Consider the following 23,259-nt stretch of genomic DNA (forward strand, 5'->3'; position numbering starts at 1 on the left):
CATGGCAGGTGACGACGGCGACGCGCCGATCCGCTACCGCGGCGAACCGCCGCGCTATCGCGAACGCGTGGTGGACACGAGCAATCCGCTGCCGGGCGGCGGGCGCGGGCTGCGCCGCGAGGACGACTGGAACGTCGAGGCGTACACGCCGGGCCAGCCGCGTACCGCCATGCCTGCCGACTGGGACGACGCACCCGTGCGGCCGCCGCGGCGCGGTTCGTCGGGCCTCGGTTCGGGGCGCGGCCGGTCGAATACGCCTCCGGAACGTCGTCCGCGACGCGCCGAGGAGGACCGCGGTGCGACCGGGCGTGATGCCGATGTCGAGGCGCGGTCGCGTTCCCGGGACGCCGCCGCGCCGCGCGATCGGCGTCCGGTGCGCGAGGACGCCACCTCCGATCGGATGGCGATCGAATCGTCCACTGCCCGTGAGCAAACCGTCACCGCGCGCGAGCGCTCCACCTCACGTGCGGGCACGATTCCCGCGCTCGACGCGCCCGCGGCGAACGGTACGACTCCTGCCGACGGAACGGCTCGGGACGATGGCACGGACCAGGCGAACAGCGGGACTTCGGCCAGCGGCGCGACTGCGCCGAACGGAACGACTTCCGGCAACGGCGCCGTACCGGCGGGCGACGCTACGGCGCGGGGCCGGGAAAATCCCGGTTCGGGCACGGCAGGTTCCGTCGACACCGGCCGCGCCCCCGCCGACGTGACGGCCGGAACGAGCAAGCGCGACACCATCTCTCGGCCCACGACGGCCCGGGAGCGCGGTGCGGAACAGCCAGCCGACCGGTCGGGCGGTGCGGCCCGGGGGACCGAACAGCGCACGAGAGGTCGTGAGGACATGCCAGACGGGCAGGGCGGTCGGCGTCAGCGCCCGCCGCAGGAGTTACCCGAGCAGATGGGGCCGCCCGACCCCCGCGCGACGCGCTCGCGCCCGGACTCGAACGGACTGTCCGGCAACGGATCCCATCCGGAACAGCAGCGCGCCGACGCGGGACACCTGACCCGCAGCCGCGCCCCGATGTCCGAACGCAACCGCCGCCGGGTGACCGATCGCAACGGCGGCGACGGCGCCCGCACCACAACCCCGCGCCCGGACCGCACCACCCGATCCGGATCCGCGGCCAGGTCGGGCGCCGCGGCCCGAAAAGGCAAGGGCGGCAAGCAGACCAAGCAGGGCCCGCCCCTGCTGGACGAACTCACCCGGGCCCGGCTGGAGCTGACCGCCCGCGAGGGCGCGGGCCTGCGCGCGGCCTGGGCGACCTTCCGCATCCGCACCGACGATCTGCGCCGGATGAACGCCGCGGCCCGGCTGGAATCCGTGGACGAGGACGGATTCGACCGCACCACAGCGCAATTGACCGATCGCGGCTATCTCGGCGCGGGCGGCGGCCGGATGAACGTGGTGGGCCGCCCGGTCGAATATCGCGCCACCACGGCGCAGGTCGCGGGCCTGTGGCCGTGGTCGGTCGGCGCGGGCGCGCCGCTGATCGGCACCCCGCTGGGCTCGCATCTGCACACCGGAGCGCCGGTCTGCTTCGACCCGATGAACTGGTTCATGCGCGGCAGTTTCATCACCGCGCCCAGCCTGTTCGTGTTGGGGCTCAACGGTTTCGGTAAATCCTCGCTGGTGCGGCGGATCGTGCTGGGCGGTATCGCGCAGGGCATCACGCCGCTGATCCTGGCCGACGTCAAACCCGACTACCGCAAACTCGTGGAGATGGTCGGCGGGCAGGTGATCGACCTGGGTTACGGCCACGGCAAGCTGAATCCGCTCGCCGGTGGCGTGCTGGGTTCGGTGGTGCCGCTGCTGAGCGAACTGCCCGCCATGCAGGTGCAGGTGCTGCAGGAGTTGCGCGCCCGTCAGGTCACCCTGATCGCGGGTCTGGTCGAACTCGTGCGCGGCGCGCGGGTGCGCGACTACGAGGAGACACTGATCTCCACCGGCCTGAGCATCCTGTATCGCGAGGGCAGCGGCTTCGCCCCGGAGAATCCGCCGATCATGGAGAATCTGCTCGAGGTCATCGTCGAGGGCGGTGAGCAGCTGATGCTCGACGCCGGTGCGGACAGCCCCGACGAGTACCACGAATCCATCAAGGGCCTGCGCCGCTCGTTGCGCGCGCTGACCCAGGGCCCGTTCGGCGCGGTGTTCAACGGGCAGACCAGCACCCCGATCGACACCAGTTCGGTCGCGGTCTGCATCGACGTCTCGCACATCCCGACCGGCGACAAGAAGCTCAAGGCCGCGGTCATGCTGGCCTGCTGGGCCGACGGTTTCGCCTCGGTCGAGGCCGCGCACGTGCTCGCCGACGCCGAAATGGGCGCGCAGCGCTACTTCCAGGTCGTCATGGACGAGTTGTGGCAGGTGCTGGGCCTGGGCGATTTCATGGTCGATCGCGTCGACGAACTGACCCGTCTGCAACGCGGCCTGGCCACCTCGCTGATCATGATCAGCCACACCATCAAGGATCTGCAATCGCTCGGTTCGGACGCCGCGATCGCCAAGGCGATCGGTTTCCTCGAGCGTGCCCGTGCGAAGATCTTCGGCGCGCTGCCGCCGGAGGAGATCAAACGGCTGGATTCCACGATCCCGTTCACCTCCGCCGAGGAGGAGATGGTGACCGGATGGTCCGCGCCGCAGGCGTTGACCGGTGAGGCGCTCAAACCCGGGCAGGCCCGTCCGCCCGCACCCGGTACCGGTAAATTCCTGCTGAAGATCGGCGAGGATCGCCGTCCGGGCATACCGTTCCACATGGAATTCACGATCTCGGAGCGGGAGAGCGGAATCCACGAAACCAACCAGCGTTTCAGCGAATTCACCGAATCCACCGCGCGTCGCGGTGGGGACACCGCGCCGAGCGGTGACGAGGGGAGTGCTGCGTGAGAGCGAACCGGGCGGTGGCGCAGGCGCCTTCGCGGATTCGGCGGTCGGGAGGGCTGGTGCGATGATGCCGCACAGGTCCTATCGCAGGGTGTCGCCGCAGGTGCGGCAGGCCGCGGTGGCACAGGTGATCGCCCTGACGGGCAAGTTGCGCAGCGAATCCGAGGCGTGCCGGGTGGTGGCCGAACAGATCGGCGTGCACGCCAATTCGGTCCGCAACTGGGTGCGCGCCGCGGAGGGGCCGGGCCTGGATCGGATGGACGCGGGTGCGCTGCGGCGCAAGGTCGCGCTGCTGCAACAGCAGTTGGCCGCCGCCGCCGAGATGAACCGCACCCTGGTGGAAACCCTCAACGACACCCAGCGCAGCACATGATCGCTGCCCAGCGACGAATGGGCGTGCCGCGGTGAACGCGAAATCTCTGCTGTGGATCGGACTCGGCAGTGTGATCGGGCTGATCGCACTGGTGATCGTGATCGTGCTGCCCGCCTCCGAGGACGAGTGCGCCGATCAGCCGACGATCTCACCGACCGCGCCGATGCCCAGCGCCGCGGCGCAGGCACAGACCTCACCGACGTCCGGCGCGCCCGGATCGAGCACCCGGGCGTCGACCGCGCCCGCCTCGGCGTCGAATACGAATGTACCGAATCAGCCTGCGGCAGCGGTGGATCCGAACGCGGGCGGGGATCGCTCGGGTGGCAGTCTGGCTCCGATCCGGCGGACCTGGCCGCTGGCGGCGGGGACGTTCCAGATCTCCGACACCTTCGGTTCGCGCGGCGGCACCCATCTCGGGGTGGACCTGGCCGCGTCGGACGGCACGCCCATCTATTCGGTGGCCGACGGCACGGTCGTCGCGGCGGGACCGGCCTCCGGATTCGGCAACTGGATCGTGATCGACTCCACGGACGTCAACGGGCGTCCGTTCTCGGCGGTGTACGGCCACGAATGGGCCAGCGGGGTCGGGGTGCGGGTCGGTCAGACCGTGCGCGCGGGCCAGCCGATCGGCCGGGTGGGTTCGGCCGGGCAGGCCACCGGTCCGCACCTGCATTTCGAGATCGTGCCCGGCGGCAGGCTCAACGGCGGACATCAGATCGATCCGCTGCCCTGGCTGGACGGCGCGCCGACCCCGCAGGCCAGCGGTGCGATCCCGAATTCGGTTAATCCGTTGTGCGGCAGGGGATTCGGCACCGCCGGTGGTGCGCTCGCCGACGGCAAGGTGCCCGCCGAACTCGAAATCTGGTATCGCCGTGCGGGTTCCCTGTGCCCGGAGATCAGCTCGTCGATCCTGGCGGCGCAGGGTAAGCAGGAATCCGGCTTCCGGCGCGGGCTGACCTCCCCGGCCGGCGCCGAGGGATTGGCCCAATTCCTGCCCGGCACAGCGCAATCCGCCGATCCGGACGACGGCAGACCCTATCTGCTGGACGCCGACGGCAACGGTACGGCGAGCCTGTGGGACGACGGTGACGCGATCATCGCGCAGGGCCGCTACATGTGTTCGCTGGCGCATCGGATCGAGGGGTGGATCGGTCAGGGCAAGGTGCACGGCGATGTCGTGCCACTGGCGCTGGCGGCCTACAACGCCGGTGAGGGCGCGGTGCTGGCCTCGGGCGGGATGCCCGATCAGGTGCCCGCGCACTTCTCCGAGACCCAGCCGTACGTGAAGAACATCCTGGCGATGGAGACGCAGTTCCGGGCCCCGGGCTCGCTGGGCCGCTTCCAGCCGGACGGCAGCGCGGGTGGCGATCAGATCGTGCAGGCCGGTCAACAGTGGATCGGCACCCCGTACGTGTGGGGCGGCGGCGGTCCGTCCGGCCCCACCGGCGGCGGTCTGGACGGGCCGGGCCTGACCTCGGCGTCGGTGTTCGCGGCCTCCTCGGGCAAGATCATCCTGCCCCGCACGGCCGAACAGCAGTGGGAGAAGGGTTCGGAGGTCTCGTTGAGTGCGGCGCGTCCGGGCGATCTGGTGTTCTTCGATTTCGGCCTCCGCGGGCCCGCGGATGTCGGCATCTATCTGGGCAGCGGCACCATGCTGCGCGCGGCCGATCCGTCCGGAGTGGGCAAGGCCCGGGTCCCCGGTGACGCACGGTTACGGAGGGTGATGTGAGTCGGACAGTCGCGCACGCCCGCGCCCGCGCGGGACACGCCGAGAACATCGAATTGCCGAGTGCTGTCCCGAGTCCCGCACGCCCGATAGCCTGGAGTACGGACAAGGTCGGCCCCCGTCCGCCGGGCGGGAGAGCCTCGGTGGCCGGGCGATACGCGATAGTGGTGGTGATGCTGGTGGTGGGCGTCGCGATGCTGGCCGCCGGATGCGCCGGCGGCACCGGATCCGATGTCGCACAGCCCTCGACGACCACGGTCCGGCAGTTGGAGGCGGTGCCGCCGCCGGATCCGAGCACACCCGACGGCGTGGCGGTCGCGGCGCTGAAGGAGATCTACACCTGGTATCCGGCGACCGAGTCCGAGGGCTCGTCGCTGGCGCGGGCCCGGCGCTATCTCGGCCCCACCCTGCTGCGCACGCTGGATTCCCCGCCGAGCGTCGCCGAGACGCCGAAACCCTCACTGCAATGGGCGGATTGGGGCCGGGCCGGGGCGAAGATCGAAGCGTTCGCGTTCGCGTCGGGGGAGAAGGCGCCGTCCACCGGCGACCCGGATCATCAGCAGTACAAGATCGGAATCGAACAGACCGCCGTATACCCGGACGGCAGGCGCGAATCGCTGCCCTCCACGACGGTCATCGCCACGGTCGTATCCACCGGCGGAGTCTGGCGACTCGACGGATTCCGTTGAGCGGCAACAACATATACGGTCACCTCAGGAGGCGGAGATGGCGAAGAAGGTGAAGGATCCGGCCGACCCGGGTCCCGACCACACCCTGATTCTGATCTACATCGGATTCGCGGTCGTCGGAACCCTGTGGGTGGCACTGCAAGTGGGCAACTGGCTGTCCTCGCCCAGACAGAACATCCCGATCAACCCGATCGCGATCGTGGCCGCGTTCGCGCGCGGCAAGCTCAGCTGGCCGACGCCCGCGACGGTGATCGTCATCCTGGTCATCGTGCTGGTGATCGCGTACGTCACGGTGCGCAAGGAGCTGCGCAAGCGCGCGGGCAAGGGCAAACTCCCGGTCGACGACAAGGCCCAGTACATGGGCACGGGCGGCGCCATCTCCGCGCTGACCGAGGCGGGCGTGCGGGAGAAGGCCGAACAACTCGGTGTCGGCCTGGGCTCCGGATCCGGCTTCGGTTCGGATCCGCTCCGCAATCAGGGGCTGGGCTCGAACGATTCACCGGGTGTGCCGATCGGCATCTCGGTCGCCGAGGGCGTGCCGCTGTACGGCTCGTACGAGGATCTGCACCTGGATATCTGGGGCCCGCGGCAGGGTAAGTCGACCTCGCGGGTGATTCCGGCGATCCTGTCGGCCATCGGCCCGGTGCTGGTCACCTCGAACAAGCGTGACGTCGTCGACGCGACGCGCGGTGTGCGCGAACGCCAGGGCGATCCGCGCCACGTCTACGTCTTCGATCCGCAGGGCGTCGCCCTGGACGTGGATCAGCCGATCAACTGGTACTGGGATCCGCTGAAGTGGGTGGACGCGCGCCGCCGCGGCTGTGAGATGCGGGCCGCGCAGTTGGCCGGACATTTCGCCGACGCGGATTCCGGCCAGGACGGCGGCCAGGGGGACAAGTACTTCGACTCCGAGGCCGAGGATCTGCTGGCCAACCTGTTCCTGGCCGCCGCGGTGGCGCAGCGGCCGATCGTGCAGGTGTGGGAGTGGGTCACCAACCCGAACAACCCCGAACCGATCGAGATGTTGCGTCAGGCGACGCCGTACTGGGCGAACGTGGCCGATCTGAGCCTGTCCGCGTCCAGTGTGTCCGCGCAGTACAACACCGATCCGCGGACCAAGAGCGGCATCTTCGGCACCGCCAAGAAGATGATCGGCTGCCTGAAGATGTCCAATGTGCACCAGTGGATCACTCCCGGCGGTGATCGCCGCGAATTCGACGAACTGGAATTCCTGGAGCGCAACGGCACGCTGTACTGCCTCTCGCTGGAGGGTCGCGGTTCGGCCGCACCACTGGTCAGCGCGTTGACCGCGGCGGTGATCGATGTGGCGATGCGGGAGGCGTCCCGTTCGGCGCACGGACGGCTGCGGGTGCCGCTGCTGGCGGTGCTGGACGAGGCGGCCAACGTGGTGCGCTGGAAGGATCTGCCCAAGCAGTACAGCCACTTCGGTTCGCGCGGCATCGTGGTGATGACGGTGTTGCAGTCCTGGGCGCAGGGTGCGCGGTGCTGGGGTGAGGACGGGATGGAGGCGCTGTGGTCCGCCGCCAACATCAAGGTGCTGGGCAGCGGTATCGACGATATGAAGTTCCTGGCCGAACGTTCCGAGGCCATCGGCGATTACGACTCGATCTCCCAGTCGATGTCGGAATCCAAGGGCGGCAAGAGTTATTCGCGTTCGCTCGGCTCCTCGCGGACCTTGAACGTGAACGCGCTGGTGACGTTGCCGCGCGGCCGGGCCGTGGTGTTCACCTCCGGTGCGCCCGCGGTGCTGGTGCGGACCGTGCCGTGGTGGGAGGGCGAATACGCCGACGCGGTCCGGGAATCCATCGCGCAGTACGAACCCGGTGCGCGCCGGACGCAGATCAGCGATCTGGTCGAGGAGCGTGGGTTGGTTCGTGAGACGCCGTCGGAGCAGTACGGTCAGCCCGAGGAGGTGCAGCCGCTGTGACCGAACTGGAGCACCCCACGCACTATCCGAATGTGCTGGCGTTCGTGAACCAGTATTTGCGCTACGTGTATCAGCGTCAGGTCACCGATACCACCGATGCCGTGTGGTGCCCCGAATGGTGGAAGCATTCCGAGGCGGTCATCCGGCTGGACGCGTTGTGGCGGGCGTGGGAGAACCTGCGGCGCGACCCCGGCAAGGGGCTGAGCCTCTGGTTCCTCGACCACGCCGACAAGCACATGGCGAAACTGCTGGACCCCAACGGCCCGTTCAAATATTGCAGTGCCCGGCACGGGCATCGCGACTTGCTGACCGCGTTGCCGTTGCGGACGCCGCCGACGGGGATGTTCAGCGAGGAGAGCGGCGACGTCATCTACAAGTCGGTGGTGGAGTTCGTCGAGAACTATCTGAGCATGACCTATCCGCGGCAGGTCACCGATACGACCGATACGGTGTGGTGCCCGGAGTGGTGGAAGCATCCCGAGGCCGGGGCGCGGCTGGATTCACTGTGGCGGGTGTGGGAGCAACTCAGGAAGCAGGGTGCGACCGGCCTGAGTGAGTGGTTCGTGGACTACGCCGATCCGCAGATGCAGCAATTGTTCGACGCGCGAGGCACTTTCCGCTATTGCAATGCGCGGCACGGCCACAAGGATTTGCTGACCCCGCTACCGTCCGGGGATCCGGGTGCGGAGATGTTCAGCAATCCGGAGGGTATCGAGAAGTATCAGGTCTGAACCGGAACCGGTTGCGCGACAACGGGTCCCGGCGCAACGTCGGCCACCGGAAGAGTCGTCGGAAACACCACGTCGCCCGGAGGATCGATGATCGATCCTCCGGGCGACGCGGTGAGTCGAGCGAAATCAGCCGCGAGTGCGCTCGAGTCCGCGACCTTCCAATTCCCGGGCCTGTCCGATACGCCGGGCGGTGTCGGGCCTGGCACGGACGGCCTCGGAGGCGGGTTGGGCCTGGCCGACTTCCATCAGCATGCGCACCGCGGCCAGTTCGGGCGCGACGCCGACGCGGTTGAGATGCTGCGCCAGCGCGGCCCGGCGTTCGGCCGAGTCGTATCGCACGCCGGGCGAGCTGGTCTGGCCGCCGACGGGCGCGGTACTGGAACCGGTACGTTCGGGCATGCGGTCTCGTTGCAGGGAGACACCCCGCTCGAGCGGGGCCTTGTCGAACATCCGGGACAGTTCGAGGTTGCGCGGATCCTTGGCCTTCGCCTCGCGCGCTTCCCGGAGTTGCAGCTCCCGGGCCTCTTTGACGCGCGATTCGGTGACCTTGACGCGAGCTTCGGCTTCCTTCTGCCCGCGCTCGCGGCTGCGTAGCGCGACCAGCGTCGCGAGCTGCAACATTTGCTTCATGATCGACGCCGTCTCTGCGCCGATGTCGTCCATTTCCGGCATGGCCTGCTCCCCGATGTTGCAGTGGGATCACTATGGATAATTGTGGTGCATCATCACGGACGTGGTCACCGGAACGGTGGTTCGAGTGATACGTCCCGCATGCATTTGTGGACACCGGGAGCACCGAGTGGGCGGCGCTACCGGTCGGGCGTTGGCAACACTGCGTTCGTACTCCGTTATACGAGATTACCAATAAATATGCAGGGTTGCCTTACCAGGCGTGCACTGCCGCAGCATATATCGCGCATTATCGGTTCGCTCGCCGAACATGCGTATATTTTTCGGCAATAACGGGCACGCGTCGTAGTTCCTACGTATGCGGTGGTGCGGCCCCCTGGACGGGGTGGCCGCCGGAATCGACTCGGCGGCCACCGATTTCAGCTCACCGTGACCGATTTGAAGGTGATCGGCAGGTTCGGCTTGCCGCCACCGGCCGAGGCGTCCATCGAGTGGTCGTCGCCGGCCTTGGCGACCTTGTCCAGCGTGGCCAGGCCGGGCTGATCGATCGTGCCGAAGATGGTGTACTGCGGCGGCAGCGGCGAATCGCCGAACATCAGGAAGAACTGACTTCCGTTGGTGCCCTGGCCCGTTGTGCGGTCCGGGCCCGCGTTCGCCATCGCGATCACGCCGCGCTTGTAGAGCACCGGATTCTGCCCGGCCTCGGTGTCGCCCTTGGCGATCTGATCGGTCGGGTACTCGTTGTCGAACATGTACCCGGGGCCGCCCTGACCGTTGGCCAGCGGGTCGCCGCACTGCAACATCTGCAGACCCTCGGTGCTGAGCCGGTGGCAGGAGGTGTTGTCGTAGAAGTGCTGCTGGATCAGGCTCTCGAAACTGTTGACCGTGCACGGGGATTCGGCCGGATCCAGGGTGATCCCGATCGGACCCTGCGTCGAGTCGATGCTGACCTTCGGGCTGCCCGAGGTGGCGACCTGGGTCTTCTCCGGCTGGTGCACCGGCTTCGCGGCCTGACCGCCCGCGCGGTACGCGCAGCTCACGGTCGCGGCCTTCGGCTTGGCCGGCGCGGGTGGGGCGGCCTTGGGCGTATTGGACAGCGACGCGTCGGCGCTGGTGGTGGTGGACGCGTCGGCCGAATTCGCGCTGTGGTCGTCACCGCGGGTGAGGAAGTAGATGCCGACGCCCGCCGCCACCACGACGACCACGCCGAGTGCCGATCCCGCGATGGTGAGCTGCTTGCGCCGCCGGGCGCGTTCGGCCCGCCGGGCGAGCTGTCGCTCCAACTTCCGTTTCGCCGCGGCCCGTCGCTGTTCGTTGCTCGGCACTCCCAGTTCCTCCCGTGTAGGTCTGCGTTCCGGCCAAGAGTCTGCCATGCTGTATTTTCGGCCTCCGCTCCGCTCCGGCGGGCCGCGGCCCCCCAAGGCTCGATTCTTCCCTCCTCCGCTCCTCCGCTTCGCTCCCCCGCTCCGTCAGTCCAGAATCGACCCGGGCCGCGGCCTCGGAGTCGGCGTTATCGGGGTGGTCAACGGGATCTGGCGGTTGTACGGCCGAGAACCGGTTGGACTTGCGGATATCCGGTAGGGGAGACTCGGAGATCGTGACCAAGACCAGCAGCTTCAATGCCCCGAAGGGGATCCCGGATTACGTCCCGCCCGGCTCGGCCGAGTTCGTCGCCGTGCGCGACACCCTCGTGCGCGCGGCGCGATCGGCCGGATACGGGCATGTGGAGCTGCCGATCTTCGAGGACACCGGCCTGTTCGCCCGTGGCGTCGGGGAGTCGACCGATGTGGTCAGCAAGGAGATGTACACCTTCGCCGATCGCGGTGACCGGAGTGTCACGCTGCGGCCGGAGGGTACCGCCGGGGTGATGCGCGCGGTCATCGAACACGGTCTGGACCGTGGGCAGTTGCCGGTCAAGCTGTGTTACGCGGGCCCGTTCTTCCGGTACGAACGGCCGCAGGCGGGGCGGTACCGGCAGTTGCAGCAGGTCGGTGTCGAGGCCATCGGCGTCGACGATCCGGCGTTGGACGCCGAGGTGATCGCGATCGCCGACGCCGGATTCCGGGCACTGGGCCTGGACGGCTACCGGCTCGAGATCACCTCCCTCGGCGACGACTCCTGCCGCCCGCAGTATCGAGAACTGTTGCAGGAGTTCCTGTTCGAGCTGCCGCTGGACGAGGAGACCCGGCAGCGCGCCGAGCTGAATCCGCTGCGGGTGCTGGACGACAAACGTCCCGAGATGCGCGAGCTGACGGCTGCGGCGCCGCTGATGCTCGATCACCTGTCGGAGTCGGCGAAGGTGCACTTCGACCAGGTGCTCGGCTATCTGGACGCGATCGGCGTGGCGTACACGATCAACCCCCGGATGGTGCGCGGCCTGGACTACTACACCAAGACCACCTTCGAATTCGTGCACGACGGCCTCGGCGCCCAGTCGGGTATCGGGGGCGGCGGCCGCTACGATGGGCTGATGGCGCAACTGGGCGGACAGCCGCTCTCGGGCATCGGATTCGGCCTGGGCGTGGACCGGACCATGCTGGCGTTGCAGGCCGAGGGCAAGACCGCGGCGGATCCGGCGCGGGTCGACGTGTTCGGCGTGCCGCTCGGCGAGGCGGCGACTCAGCGGCTGGTCGTGCTGGCGGCGCGGCTGCGCGCGGCGGGCGTGCGGGTGGATCTGGCCTACGGCGGGCGCGGGGTCAAGGGCGCGATGAAGGCCGCCGATCGGTCCGGCGCGAAATACGCTCTGGTACTGGGGGATCGGGATATCGCCGAGAACCAGATCGGGCTGAAGGAACTGGCCACCGGCGAGCAGCGGCAGATCGCGTTGGACGACGCGGTCGGCACGGTCGCCGAGGCTCTCGCACACGATCGGTAGTACGGTCACGGGGCCGGAGTGCAGCGGAGGCCGTGGATACAGATGCAGGAACCGAATTCGTCAGGGCCGCAACGGGTCGGCCTGGATCTCATCGCACCCGAGGTGTACGCGCCGGTGTTGCGCCGGTTCACCGCACTCGCGTGTGGCGCGGCCGTGGTGGCGGCCGTGGTGCTGGGGCTGCTGGTGAACTGGGTGGTCGCGGTGCTCGCCGGAGTGCTGCTGCTGGCACCGGCCGCGATCTATGCGGTATCGGTGCGGTGGCGGCGAATCTGGTTGGCGGGCACGGTCATCGAGGCTCGCACCCTGACCGGACTGCGCCGGGTGGATATCGCGCAGGCCACCGGCGTGGAGATCCTGGTGTATCCCGGGCGGTTGAGCCGCATCGTGCTGCGCGTCACCGCGGGGCGCGGTCGGCAGGTGATTCCGCTGGCCATGTACACCGACGCCGGTGGTGGCCGGGAGTTGCACATCCTGGGGTTGCGTACCCTGGCCGACGCGCTGGCCTCGAGTCATCTCGCCGCGGCGCTGGGTGTGTCCAGCATGCTGGTCGGCCAGTTGCGCGCGGAGGCCCGGGACGCGGGACTCGGGGAGCGGCCGCTGTACCGGGCCGTGCACCTGGTGCGAGTGAAGGACGTGGTCCAACCGGTCGCGCTGAGCGACGCGGAGATCGCGGCACTGGGCTGAGAGCTTCGGCCTTCGTGCGGGAAGTGTTGTGGCGCAGCGCATCGCGGCCTGCGCCGGGCATTCGCGGCGGGTTGCGCGGATGTGGAGATCGTTCGCGGTGAGCCGTCCGGCGATGTGCGGCTCGACAGGCTCGGCACATACCGATCATCGAGGAGTTGATGTGACCAGGACCGCTCGGACGCCCGTGACCGTTACCGTCACCGGGGCGGCGGGACAGATCGCCTACGGACTGCTGTTCCGGATCGCCGCCGGGGCGATGCTCGGGCCGCAGACGCCGGTTCGCTTGCGGCTGTTGGAGATTCCGGCCGCCGTGGGCGCGCTCGAAGGGGTGGCGATGGAACTCGAGGACGGCGCGTTCGGCCTGCTCGAATCGGTCGACATCGCCGACGATCCGTGGCTCGGTTTCGACGGCGCGAATATCGCGGTGCTGGTGGGCGCGCGGCCGCGGACCGCCGGCATGGAGCGGTCGGATCTGCTCGCCGCCAACGGCGCGATCTTCGCCGATCAGGGTGCGGCGATCAACGCCAGCGCCGCACCGGATGTGAAGGTGCTGGTGGTCGGCAATCCCGCGAACACCAATGCGCTCATCGCGATGAACAACGCCCCCGACGTGCCCGACGCGCGATTCACCGCGCTGACCCGGCTCGACCACAACCGGGCCATCGCCCAGCTCGCCCGCCGGACGGGTGCGCCCGCCGCGTCCATCGCGCGCATGACCATCTGGGGCAATCACTCGGCCACCCAGTATCCGGATCTGAGCCACGCCACGGTGGGTGGCCGTCCGGCGATCGACGCGATAGGCGAAACCGCTTGGGTGAGTGAGGATTTCATTCCGACCGTGCAGCAGCGCGGGACGGCCATCATCAAGGCGCGCGGGGCGTCGTCGGCGGCCAGCGCGGCGGGTGCGGCCCTGGATCACGTCCGGGACTGGGTGCGCGGGACGCCGGACGGGGACTGGGTGTCCATGGCGGTGCCGTCGGATGGTTCGTACGGCGTGCCCGAGGGGCTGATCAGCTCGTTCCCGGTCACCTGTGCCGACGGGGAGTACCGGATCGTGACCGGGCTCGAGATCGATGAATTCTCCCGCGCCCGCATCGACGCCAGCGTCGCCGAGTTGCAAGCCGAGCGGGACGCGGTGATCGAACTGGGTTACGCGAAGCAGGAGTGATCGAGGTGCCGTGCGGTCCGGGCGTCGCGGAGGCGGCGACCGGACCGCGTGCGGCGGATCAGCACTTCGCGATGACGGATTCGGCGTAGCGCTCGATCGCGGTGATCTTCTTCGCCAGCGGTTCGGTGTCCGGTCCGGGCGTGTAGTGGTAGCGGAAGCCGACGATGACGTCGGTGATACCACGATCCTCGAGCCGTTTGATGCCGTCGGGGGTGTACGCGTCCAGCGAGGCGACGTGGATCTCGAACGGGATGGCACTGTCGCGTTCGGGCAGCAGTTCGTCCAGCCGGGCGAGCATTCGATCGAGTTCCTCGGGCTGGCCTCCGGCGTGCATCCAGCCGTCGCACCGGACCGCCCGGCGCAGCGCGGCGTCACTGTGCCCGCCGACCAGGATCGGGATCGGCTCGGTCGGCGCGGGGGTCAACTTGATCCGCTGGATGTCGTAGAACTCGCCGTGGTACTCGAAGTATTCGCCGGTGCACAGGCCGCGGATGATCTCGATGCATTCGTCCATCCGCCGTCCGCGACGCTCGAACGGGACGCCCATGATCTCGAAATCCTCCGGCCACGGGCTGATGCCGACACCGAGGGCGAAACGGTTGTTGCTCAGTGCCGCAACCGAACTCGCCTGCTTGGCGACCAGCACCGGCGGGCGGATCGGCAGTTTGATCACGAACGGGGTGAAGCGCAGCGTGGTCGTCGCGGCGGCGAGCGCCGCGGACAGCACGAACGTCTCGATGAACGGTTTGCCGTCCAGGAATTCGCGCGAGCCGTCGGGCGTGTACGGGTACGTCGAATCCGATTCGGCCGGATAGGCGATGCTGTCGGCGATCGACATGCTGTGGAATCCGGCGGCCTCCGCGGCCTGCGCCAGCGGAACGTAGTGGGCCGGATCGGTCATCGCCTCCGCGTAGGTGAAGCGCATCGGACATCCTCTCGGTCGGCGGTCTGGGTAGTCGCCGGTCCGGATGGCGCGGGTACGGATGCTGCTGCCTCCGGACGGTCGAATTAGAACAGATTCTAGTTTCGTCCGCGATGGTAGCCGCAGCGATCATGAACTGTCAGCCGATCGGGTGATCCGGCGCGTGCGCGGGCCGGTGCACTGGGTACGGGATCTGCGAATTGTGTTCCCGGGAAACACTTTTGCGCGTATACACGCAAGGCCCGGACCGTGTCGGTCCGGGCCTTGCGGGGTGAAGCTGTCGAGTGATCCGGTCGATCAGAGCTTGCTGTCGGAGGAGTAGCCGTTGATCTCCTCGTCGTTGTGGACCTGGCCGATGACATCGGGCGCGATCTCGCCGAGCAGCCCCGACAGTTCGGTATCGCCCGTGATGCTCTGGTACGGCTGGACCGTGCTCTGGTGTTCCTCGTCCTCGGTGTTGCGGGCGTTCGCCGCGGCACCGCCGCCGCCCATGAAGCTGCTCGGGCTGGTCAGGCCGGCCGCGCGGGCCGCCGCGCTGACCTGAGCGGCCACGGCGTTGCTCGCGTTGGCAATGGTGCCCGGGACGGAACTGCCCAGGCCGCCACCGGAATTGGTGCCGATGCCGTTGGTGCCCAGGCTGCTCCCACCGCCGCCACCGCTGCTGAAGGAGCCACCGCCGCCGCTGTGTGAGCCGCCGAAGCCCGCGGTCGAGGTGCCGAGCTTGGAGGTGAGATCGCTGCTGCTGGTGCTGCTGTCGCTGTTGTTGGACAGCAGCGACTGGGCCTGCTCCATCACCGGCTGGGCGATGTTCTGCGCGACCGACTGTGCGGCCTGCGCGGCCTGCTGTCCGGCGCCGCTCTGCCCGAGCAGCTGGTTGACCACGCCGCTGAGCTGCCCGGTGTAGCCGGACAGTTCGCCGCGGGTGGCGTTGACGATGCTGACCGCCGTGCCGAGATGCTCTGTGGCCGTGGCGATCAGGGTGGCCTGTGCGGGCGGGGTGACGATCACCGGGGCGAGCGCGGTGGCCTGGGTGGCGAAGGACTGGGCCACGGCGGTGAGTTGCACATTGCCCTTCTGCACCACGGCCGCGGCCTCGTCGGTCAGCTTGGAGATGTCGAAACCGCGCTGGCTGGTGTCCTCGCCCTTGGACTGGGTCTGCTGACCCGCGGACTGCGCGCTGTCGGCGGATTTGCCCTGCCAGACCTGCTCGACGGATTTGAGCGCGCCCTGCCCGACCGACATGGCCGCCTGGATGATCTGCGAGGACTGGCTCAGCAGCGTGCTGGGATCGAGTGCGCCCATCACGCCCGTGCCGAAGCTCTGCAACAGGCTCGCGAACGGCTGGAACAGCTGCTCGATCCCGGGGATGGCGGGCAGCGTGATGCCCTTGCTGAGCAGGGTCTCGACCGTGCCGGTCGGATCGGCCGCGGCGATCGGGGCGGCGGCCTGGTGGATCGAGGACGCGGCACTGCTCAACGCGCTGGGGGCGCTGTTCAGGGCGGTGTGCGCGTTGTCGAAGACGTTCTGCGCGCCCGGAATCGCGCCGAGCGTGTGCTGCGCATTGGTCAGCGCGTCGTTGGCCGAGCCGAGCAGCGGGCTGGCCGCATCGGTCAGGGACGAGGTGTGCGTGGAGGTGTCGCCCAGGCCGGGGATGTGCCCGCCGCCGAGCGAGGAACTGTGCCCGTCCTCGAACTCCTTCTGCGACAGGTGCAATTCGGGCGAGGTGGCCTCGGTGGCATCGGCCGCGTCGGTGCTCTGGGTGGGCCACTGCGGCAGCGAGATGTGCGCGAACGGGCCGTTCTGCACGGCCGAGGCGATGTTCTGGGCGGTCTGCGAGGCCGCCGCGGAGACCGCGGCGACCGGATCGGCCGTCTGCGCGCCGATGACCCCGCCCAGTCCGGAATCGATTGCCATGCTCAGGCCCCGATCTGGTCGGCGGCGGACTTCAGCGCGCTGGAGAAGCTCGAATCGGAACTGTCGAACGACGCGGCGGTGCCGAACGCGGACTGCCCGATCTTGTCGACCTTGCTGGACAGATCGTTGATGTCCTGGCAGTGCAACACCTGCGCGGCGGCGAACATCGCCAGATAGTCGGCGCCGATGAGGCCGAACACCGGTGTCATCGCGGCCACGTGCGTGGCCGTATCCATATTGCCCGCCCCGGAGATCTGCGCCGCGACAGTCTTGTGTGTCGCCGCGAATGCGCGCAGCGCGTCGGTTTCCACCGAGAAACTCATCGAGTCTGCCCCCCAATCCTCATACCATCGGTCTCGTAGACTTACCCGGACGTCACGGCGTCCGGTCCCATGCGCCGTCACCGGCGTGACCGGTAACGGTACAGGGCATCAATATAGCCGACCAGTCCGACAGGTTTCGACCCCGACGGGTACGGCCCCTGCGGATTTCGGCCGTTTCCGCGTCGAATCGGACAAACGGGAATGGGTCGAAACTAGAACTTGTTGCAAATTAGAACGGGTTCTATATTCTCGTTCTCATGAAGGTCGCAGTCACCGGCGCAGCCGGCTTCCTTGGCACCAACCTGCTCCACCAACTGGTGGAGCGCGGTCACGAGGTGACCGCCATCGATCGCGTCCGGCCCACCGTCGCGCCGGACCCGAAGGTGACCTGGGTCAGCGGCGACGTGCTGGACCCGGAGTCGATGCGCTCGGCGCTCGCGGGGGCCGAGGTCGTGTATCACCTGGTGGCCATGATCACCCTCGAGCACCGGCACGATCTGGCCTGGCGGATCAACACCGAGGGCGTGCGTATCGTTGCCGAGGCCGCGCTGGCCGCGGGTGTGCGACGGATGGTGCACACCAGCTCCATCCACGCGTTCAACCAGTACGACTGCGGCGGCCGGATCGATGAGCGCGCGCCGCGTTCGATCGATCCCGATCTGCCCGTCTACGACCGGTCCAAGTTCCAGGGCGAGGTGGAGCTGCGCAAGGTCATCGAACAGGGTTTGGACGCGGTGATCTGCAACCCGACGGGAGTGTACGGACCGGTCGATCACTCGGATTCGCGGATCAACACCACGCTGTGGGATGCCGCGCGCGGGCGCGTTCCGGTGATGATCGCCGGTGGATTCGATCTGGTCGACGTGCGTGACGTCGCGGACGGGCTGATCCTGGCGGGGGAGAAGGGCCGCACCGGCGAGAACTACCTGCTGACCGGCGCGATGTGCTCGATGCTGGAGATCACCCAGCTGGCCGCCGCGGTGAACGGCAAGCGCGGGCCGCGGTTCGCGATCCCGACCAAGGTGATCTCCGCGGCGCTGCCCGTGCTGGAGCCGATCGCGAAACTGTTCGGCAGTGACCGGGTGTCCAAGGCCGCCATGGGCGCGCTGATCTCCGCGCCGGTCGTGGACGGCGCGAAGGCCGAGGCCGAACTCGGCTACCGGCCGCGCTCGACCGAGGAGACCGTGCGCGATCTGGTCGCGTTCTACAAGGGGGAGCCGCTGGAATCGCGCTCGCACAGCGTCGCCTGAGGTGCTCGGGCGCAGCTGTCGCGTGGCAGATGTTGCTTGACAGATAATAGAACAGATGTTCGACTGGGAGGGTGCGGTGGCGAAGCCAGACCCTGGATGCCGAGGACGGCGCCCTCCCGGGGCTCGACCGGGCCGGTCTCGTGCGCACCGTGCAGACCCCCGAATTCGACGGCGTGACCTTCCACGAGGTGCTGTGCAAGAGCGCGCTCAACCGCACGCCGGAGAATTCCACGCTGCCGTTCGGCTGGACGATCAACCCGATGCGCGGCTGCTCGCACGCGTGCCGGTACTGCTTCGCGCGCAGCACCCACGAATATCTGGACCTGGACGCGGGCCGCGATTTCGACAGTCAGATCGTGGTCAAGACCAATGTCGCGGCGGTGCTGCGGCGCGAGGTGAACCGGCGCTCGTGGCGGCGCGAGCCGGTCGCGCTGGGCACCAATACCGATCCGTATCAGCGCGCCGAGGGGCGATACCGGTTGATGCCGGGCGTCATCGGCGCGCTGGCCGATTCGGGCACCCCGTTCTCCATCCTCACCAAGGGCACCCTGCTGCGGCGCGATCTGCCGCTGCTCACCCTGGCCGCCCGCGAGATCCCGGTGCGGCTGGCGGTCTCCATCGCGATCCTGGATCCGGAACTGCATCGCGGCCTGGAACCGGGCACGCCCTCGCCGCGGGCGCGATTGGACCTGGTCCGCGCGCTGGCCGACGCGGGGTTTTCGGTGAATGTCATGGTCGCGCCGGTGATTCCGTGCCTGACCGACGGCACCGCGCACCTGGACGCGCTGTTCGCCGCGATCGCCGAGGCCGGCGCGGCGAGTGCGGTCGCCTTCCCGATGCATCTGCGCGCCCGGACCCGCGGCTGGTTCCTGCAGTGGCTCGCCGAGCACCACCCGGCGCTGCTGCGGCGTTATAGGCAGTTGTACGGTCGTGGGGCGTACGTCACACCGGAGTACTCCGCGTGGCTGCGCGACCGGCTCGATCCGCTGCTGTCGCGGCACGGTTTGAACCGCGACGTGCCACCGGAGCCGCAGGTCCGGCCCCCGCGCGCGCCGCAACCGGCCGCACAGCTGGCGCTGTTCTCCTAGTGCGGCCCGTCCGGGCCCGGACGGGCGCCGGCGTAGGTGAGCGGAGGAGGCGAGCGCCGGGCACACGAGTGTTGTGCCGCGGCGGTGGACATCTCGGCGCCGACGACGTGCGGATTGGTACCGACTGGAATCGGTAGGACGCGAAATCTGTTGAACCGCTTGCTACTCGGGCGTATTCGAAGGCAGCGGAGTAACTTGGCATGTGGTACTCATCGACGAGGAAGTGATACACGCGCATGGTTGCCCAGGGCTCTGATTCTCCCGGCGACACCGCCGCTTCTCCCGGCGACACCGCCTCGCGGGCGGGCCGCGCAGCTGCGGCCGGAACCGGTGGTGTCGCAGCGAAATTGGAAAAGGTCGTCATCCGATTCGCCGGTGACTCCGGCGACGGCATGCAGCTGACCGGTGACCGCTTCACGCACGAGGCCGCCGCATTCGGCAACGACCTCGCCACTCAACCGAATTTCCCCGCCGAGATCCGCGCACCTCAGGGCACGCTACCCGGGGTCTCCTCCTTCCAGATCCAGATCGCCGACTACGACATCCTCACCGCGGGCGACCAGCCCGATGTGCTGGTGGCGATGAATCCGGCCGCGCTGAAGGCGAATGTGGAGGATCTGCCGCGCGGGGCCACCATCATCGTCAACACCGACGAGTTCACCAAGCGCACGCTGACCAAGGTCGGTTACGCGGCCGATCCGCTCTCCGACGATTCACTGTCCGATTTCGTCGTGCACCGGGTGCCGATGACCTCGCTGACGCTGGGCGCGACCGAATCGACCGGCGTCGGCAAGAAGGACGGCCAGCGCGCGAAGAACATGTTCGCCCTGGGCCTGCTGTCCTGGATGTACGGGCGGCCGATCGGCGGCACCGAGCAGTTCATGCGGGAGAAGTTCGCCGCCAAACCCGATATCGCCGAGGCCAATATCCTCGCGTTCCGGGCGGGCTGGAACTACGGCGAGACCACCGAGGCGTTCGCGACCACCTACGAGGTCGCCCCGGCGGCGCTGCCCGCGGGCACCTATCGGCAGATCACCGGTAACACCGCGCTGGCGTACGGCATCGTGGCGGCCGGGCAGCTCGCGGGCCTGCCGGTCTTCCTGGGTACCTATCCGATCACGCCCGCCTCGGACATCCTGCACGAGTTGAGCAAGCACAAGAACTTCGGCGTGACCACGTTCCAGGCGGAGGACGAGATCGCCGGAATCGGTGCGGCACTGGGCGCTTCGCTGGGCGGCGCGCTCGGGGTGACCAGCACCTCGGGGCCCGGTCTGGCGCTCAAGAGCGAGACCATCGGCCTGGCGGTGATGACCGAGCTGCCGCTGCTGATCGTGGACGTGCAGCGCGGCGGGCCGTCCACGGGGCTGCCGACCAAGACCGAACAGGCCGATCTGCTCCAGGCGCTGTACGGGCGCAATGGTGAATCGCCGGTCGCGATCCTCGCGCCGCGTTCACCGGCCGACTGTTTCGCGGTGGCGGTGGAGGCCGCGCGCATCGCGCTGACCTACCGCACGCCGGTGCTGCTGCTCTCGGACGGTTCGATCGCGAATGGTTCGGAGCCGTGGGCGATTCCGCGCGTTTCCGATCTCGCCCCGATCGACCCGGCCTTCGAAGCCGATGCGGCCGAGGATGATTCGGATCCGTACCAGCCCTATGCGCGCGATCCGGAAACGCTGGCCCGTTCGCTGGCGGTGCCGGGTACGCGCGGGCGCGCGCACCGGATCGGCGGCCTGGAGAAGGCCGACGGCACCGGCAACATCTCCTACGATCCGGCGAATCACGATCTGATGGTCCGGCTGCGGCAGGCGAAGATCGACGGCATCGAGGTGCCGGACCTCGAGGTCGACGACCCCAGCGGCAATGCCGAACTGCTGTTGATCGGCTGGGGCAGCTCGTACGGGCCGATCGGCGAGGCGTGCCGCCGGGCGCGGCGGCGCGGGGTGCCGGTGGCGCAGGCGCATCTGCGGCATCTGAATCCGTTGCCCGCCAACACCGGTGAGGTGCTGAGCCGCTATCGCACCGTGGTCGCGCCGGAGATGAACGGCGGTCAGCTGGCCATGCTGCTGCGCGCCCGCTACCTGGTCGACGTGCAGCCCTGGACGAAGGTCGCCGGAACCGCCTTCTCGGCGCAGGAGCTGGTCGGGGTGATCGACGCGGCACTGGACGGCTCACTCGCGGAACTCGAGAACGACAAGGCCTTCGCCGCACGCGCGCGGGCGACCTACCGCACCGCAGGGGGTAAATGATGACGATCGTGGAAACCTCGCTCGTCGGGGCCGATCTGGGCCTGACCGGGCTGTCCGGCGTGCCGGGCGCGGACGGGCCGCAGAAGGTCAAGGACTACACCTCCGATCAGGAGGTGCGCTGGTGTCCGGGCTGCGGCGACTACGTCATCCTGGCGACCGTGCGCAGCTTCCTGGCCGATCTCGGTCTGCGCCGGGAGAACATGATGTTCGTCTCGGGGATCGGCTGCTCCAGCCGTTTCCCGTACTACCTGGACGCCTACGGAATCCACTCGATCCACGGCCGCGCGCCCGCCATCGCGACCGGTCTGGCGGTGACCCGCCCGGACCTGTCGGTGTGGGTGGTGACCGGTGACGGCGATGCGCTGTCCATCGGCGGCAATCACCTCATCCACGCGCTGCGCCGCAATGTGAACATGACGATCCTGCTGTTCAACAACCGGATCTACGGCCTCACCAAGGGCCAGTACTCGCCGACCTCGGAGCCGGGCAAGGTCACCAAGTCGACGCCGATGGGGTCGGTGGACCACCCGTTCAACACGCTGTCGGTGGCGCTGGGCGCGGAGGCCACCTTCGCCGCGCGGGCGCTGGATTCCGATCGTGCCGGCCTGACCGAGGTGCTGCGCGCGGCCGCGGAACATCGCGGCACCTCCTTCGTGGAGATCCTGCAGGACTGCCCGATCTTCAACGACGGCTCGTTCGACGTGCTGCGCAAGGACAATGCCGAATCGCATCTGATCCCGTTGCGGCACGGTCAGCCGCTGCGTTTCGGCGCGGAAGGTGAATTCGCGGTGGTGCGAAGGGGTTTCGGCCTCGAGGTGGTGGCGTCGGATTCGGTCGCCGAGGCCGACATCGTCGTGCACGACGCCTACTGCGAGGATCCGGAGTACGCGTACGCGCTCTCGCGGCTGTCCGAGCAGGACCTCTCGCACGTGCCGGTCGGCATCTTCCGCAGCGTCTCCCGGCCGACCTACGACGACGGCGTCCGGGAGCAGACCGAGATCGCGCGGGAACGTAAACCGGTGCAGGCGGATTCGTTGCAGCAACTGCTCAGCGGTAAGGAGACCTGGACCGTCGGCTGAGTCCTGCAACGGCCAATCCGCTCAACGGTCAACCGGCACAACGGATTCGGGCGGTGCGCGTCGTGATCCACGATGCGCACCGCCCGATCTCCTGTCTGGGTCAGTACTGGCAAGCCCGCGATGCGCACTGCCCGAACTTCATGTCTACGGTCTCTGTACCGGGGGGTCGTGATCGGTACCGTTCGTGGTCGTGGTCGGCGCGCCGGTTCGCGATGCGTATGACTCGAACTCATGTCCGCGGCGTGTGACCCCGGTTGACGACGAGTGCGGCGGCCGGTGAGGTCGGTGCGGGGGAGGGGCGCTGCCGGGCCGTCGGTCGCGGCAGGATCGGCGGGGTCGACGCGGGTACGTGCGTCGAGGAATCCTCCGGCGGGACCGTCGAGGAGGTGGGTGAGACGGGTGGCGGTGAGCTCCGGCTCGTCGAACTCTGACTCGTCCCGGTCGGCGGTCCGGTGCCGGGCGTCGATGAGGTCGGTGTCGGTTGCGCGGCCACCAGTGCGCCGCCGCAGAGGGACAGGGTCAGCGCCGACCCGGCCGCGACGATCCGCGCCGACCCGAATCGTTCCCGCGTCCCGAACCTCTGCATGAACCGTCCCTTCGTCGCAGCGGCGGGCTGCCGCGTCCGGCGATTGTCGGCCGCGCGTCCGGTGAAACGTGGGCGGCGCGCCCGACGCGCCGCCGCACACCACCGGAACCGGACGAACGGACGAATCCGGATCGGGTACCCGG

19 protein-coding genes are annotated in these 23,259 nt (G+C 68.6%); 14 read left to right on the forward strand and 5 right to left on the reverse strand.

Going from position 1 to position 23,259, the window contains the following annotated elements; genetic code table 11:
- Nucleotide 1 precedes the first annotated feature (1 nt).
- The 6 genes from NRB20_RS38380 to NRB20_RS38385 all read left to right on the forward strand — a co-directional run bounded on the left by NRB20_RS38380 (nucleotide 2) and on the right by NRB20_RS38385 (nucleotide 8,351).
- On the forward strand, nucleotides 2–2,887 hold the full coding sequence (locus tag NRB20_RS38380) for a hypothetical protein (protein WP_227833828.1): 2,886 nt from the start codon (nucleotides 2–4) through the stop codon (nucleotides 2,885–2,887).
- 64 nt (nucleotides 2,888–2,951) lie between these two features.
- Nucleotides 2,952–3,257 carry a transposase gene (locus NRB20_RS24800; RefSeq protein ID WP_227833829.1) on the forward strand — a complete coding sequence of 102 codons (306 nt, stop codon included), beginning with the start codon at nucleotides 2,952–2,954 and terminating at the stop codon, nucleotides 3,255–3,257.
- Nucleotides 3,258–3,288: 31 nt separating this feature from the next.
- Complete coding sequence (locus NRB20_RS24805) at nucleotides 3,289–4,986, forward strand: peptidoglycan DD-metalloendopeptidase family protein (protein ID WP_319945346.1); 1,698 nt, start codon at nucleotides 3,289–3,291, stop codon at nucleotides 4,984–4,986.
- Nucleotides 4,983–5,672 carry a hypothetical protein gene (locus NRB20_RS24810; protein WP_319945347.1) on the forward strand — a complete coding sequence of 230 codons (690 nt, stop codon included), beginning with the start codon at nucleotides 4,983–4,985 and terminating at the stop codon, nucleotides 5,670–5,672. The genes NRB20_RS24805 and NRB20_RS24810 overlap by 4 nt, the downstream gene beginning before the upstream one ends.
- A gap of 37 nt (nucleotides 5,673–5,709) precedes the next feature.
- Nucleotides 5,710–7,620 (forward strand): type IV secretory system conjugative DNA transfer family protein, encoded by a 1,911-nt coding sequence (locus NRB20_RS24815; RefSeq protein WP_153413049.1) that lies wholly within the window; start codon nucleotides 5,710–5,712, stop codon nucleotides 7,618–7,620.
- Nucleotides 7,617–8,351, forward strand: coding sequence for a DUF4913 domain-containing protein (locus NRB20_RS38385; RefSeq protein WP_319945348.1), 735 nt, complete (start codon nucleotides 7,617–7,619; stop codon nucleotides 8,349–8,351). Before NRB20_RS24815 ends, NRB20_RS38385 begins: the two co-directional genes overlap by 4 nt.
- Before the next feature lie 126 nt (nucleotides 8,352–8,477).
- Here the strand turns inward: NRB20_RS38385 and NRB20_RS24825 are convergent, their stop codons facing one another.
- Nucleotides 8,478–9,023 (reverse strand): hypothetical protein, encoded by a 546-nt coding sequence (locus NRB20_RS24825; RefSeq protein WP_153413051.1) that lies wholly within the window; start codon nucleotides 9,021–9,023, stop codon nucleotides 8,478–8,480.
- Between the two features lie 377 nt (nucleotides 9,024–9,400).
- The gene (locus NRB20_RS24830) at nucleotides 9,401–10,306 is read right to left on the reverse strand and encodes a peptidylprolyl isomerase (protein WP_319945349.1); all 906 of its coding nucleotides are present in this window, start codon (nucleotides 10,304–10,306) and stop codon (nucleotides 9,401–9,403) included.
- Between the two features lie 272 nt (nucleotides 10,307–10,578).
- Here NRB20_RS24830 and hisS point away from each other — a divergent pair, with 272 nt between their 5' ends.
- The 3 genes from hisS to NRB20_RS24845 all read left to right on the forward strand — a co-directional run bounded on the left by hisS (nucleotide 10,579) and on the right by NRB20_RS24845 (nucleotide 13,708).
- Entirely contained in the window at nucleotides 10,579–11,856 is a 1,278-nt protein-coding gene (gene hisS / locus NRB20_RS24835) for a histidine--tRNA ligase (protein WP_319945350.1), read from the forward strand.
- Between the two features lie 42 nt (nucleotides 11,857–11,898).
- Nucleotides 11,899–12,540: a hypothetical protein gene (locus NRB20_RS24840; protein ID WP_153413055.1), complete on the forward strand. Its 642-nt coding sequence runs from the start codon at nucleotides 11,899–11,901 to the stop codon at nucleotides 12,538–12,540.
- Between the two features lie 160 nt (nucleotides 12,541–12,700).
- Nucleotides 12,701–13,708, forward strand: a complete 1,008-nt coding sequence (locus tag NRB20_RS24845) for a malate dehydrogenase (RefSeq protein ID WP_319945351.1) — start codon at nucleotides 12,701–12,703, stop codon at nucleotides 13,706–13,708.
- 58 nt (nucleotides 13,709–13,766) lie between these two features.
- On the opposite strand, the gene NRB20_RS24850 is transcribed toward NRB20_RS24845, so the two are convergent.
- The 3 genes from NRB20_RS24850 to NRB20_RS24860 all read right to left on the reverse strand — a co-directional run bounded on the left by NRB20_RS24850 (nucleotide 13,767) and on the right by NRB20_RS24860 (nucleotide 16,867).
- A complete protein-coding gene (locus NRB20_RS24850) occupies nucleotides 13,767–14,633 on the reverse strand; it encodes a TIGR03619 family F420-dependent LLM class oxidoreductase (protein WP_153413057.1) in 867 nt (288 codons plus the stop codon).
- 294 nt (nucleotides 14,634–14,927) lie between these two features.
- The gene (locus tag NRB20_RS24855; protein ID WP_153413059.1) at nucleotides 14,928–16,544 is read right to left on the reverse strand and encodes a hypothetical protein; all 1,617 of its coding nucleotides are present in this window, start codon (nucleotides 16,542–16,544) and stop codon (nucleotides 14,928–14,930) included.
- Between the two features lie 2 nt (nucleotides 16,545–16,546).
- Entirely contained in the window at nucleotides 16,547–16,867 is a 321-nt protein-coding gene (locus NRB20_RS24860) for a type VII secretion target (RefSeq protein WP_153413061.1), read from the reverse strand.
- Nucleotides 16,868–17,124: 257 nt separating this feature from the next.
- Between NRB20_RS24860 and NRB20_RS24865 the strand changes: the two genes are divergently transcribed.
- The 5 genes from NRB20_RS24865 to NRB20_RS24885 all read left to right on the forward strand — a co-directional run bounded on the left by NRB20_RS24865 (nucleotide 17,125) and on the right by NRB20_RS24885 (nucleotide 22,961).
- Entirely contained in the window at nucleotides 17,125–18,117 is a 993-nt protein-coding gene (locus NRB20_RS24865; RefSeq protein WP_153413063.1) for an NAD-dependent epimerase/dehydratase family protein, read from the forward strand.
- A gap of 71 nt (nucleotides 18,118–18,188) precedes the next feature.
- Complete coding sequence (locus NRB20_RS24870; RefSeq protein WP_319945352.1) at nucleotides 18,189–19,205, forward strand: Rv2578c family radical SAM protein; 1,017 nt, start codon at nucleotides 18,189–18,191, stop codon at nucleotides 19,203–19,205.
- Nucleotides 19,206–19,441: 236 nt separating this feature from the next.
- Nucleotides 19,442–21,451, forward strand: coding sequence for a 2-oxoacid:acceptor oxidoreductase subunit alpha (locus NRB20_RS24875; protein WP_227833830.1), 2,010 nt, complete (start codon nucleotides 19,442–19,444; stop codon nucleotides 21,449–21,451).
- Nucleotides 21,451–22,530 (forward strand): 2-oxoacid:ferredoxin oxidoreductase subunit beta, encoded by a 1,080-nt coding sequence (locus NRB20_RS24880; protein ID WP_153413065.1) that lies wholly within the window; start codon nucleotides 21,451–21,453, stop codon nucleotides 22,528–22,530. The genes NRB20_RS24875 and NRB20_RS24880 overlap by 1 nt, the downstream gene beginning before the upstream one ends.
- Nucleotides 22,531–22,784: 254 nt before the next feature.
- A complete protein-coding gene (locus tag NRB20_RS24885; RefSeq protein WP_153413067.1) occupies nucleotides 22,785–22,961 on the forward strand; it encodes a hypothetical protein in 177 nt (58 codons plus the stop codon).
- Nucleotides 22,962–23,259: the final 298 nt, after the last annotated feature.

This window comes from Nocardia macrotermitis (genome assembly GCF_009604405.1).
GTDB classification, from domain to species: Bacteria; Actinomycetota; Actinomycetes; order Mycobacteriales; family Mycobacteriaceae; genus Nocardia; species Nocardia macrotermitis.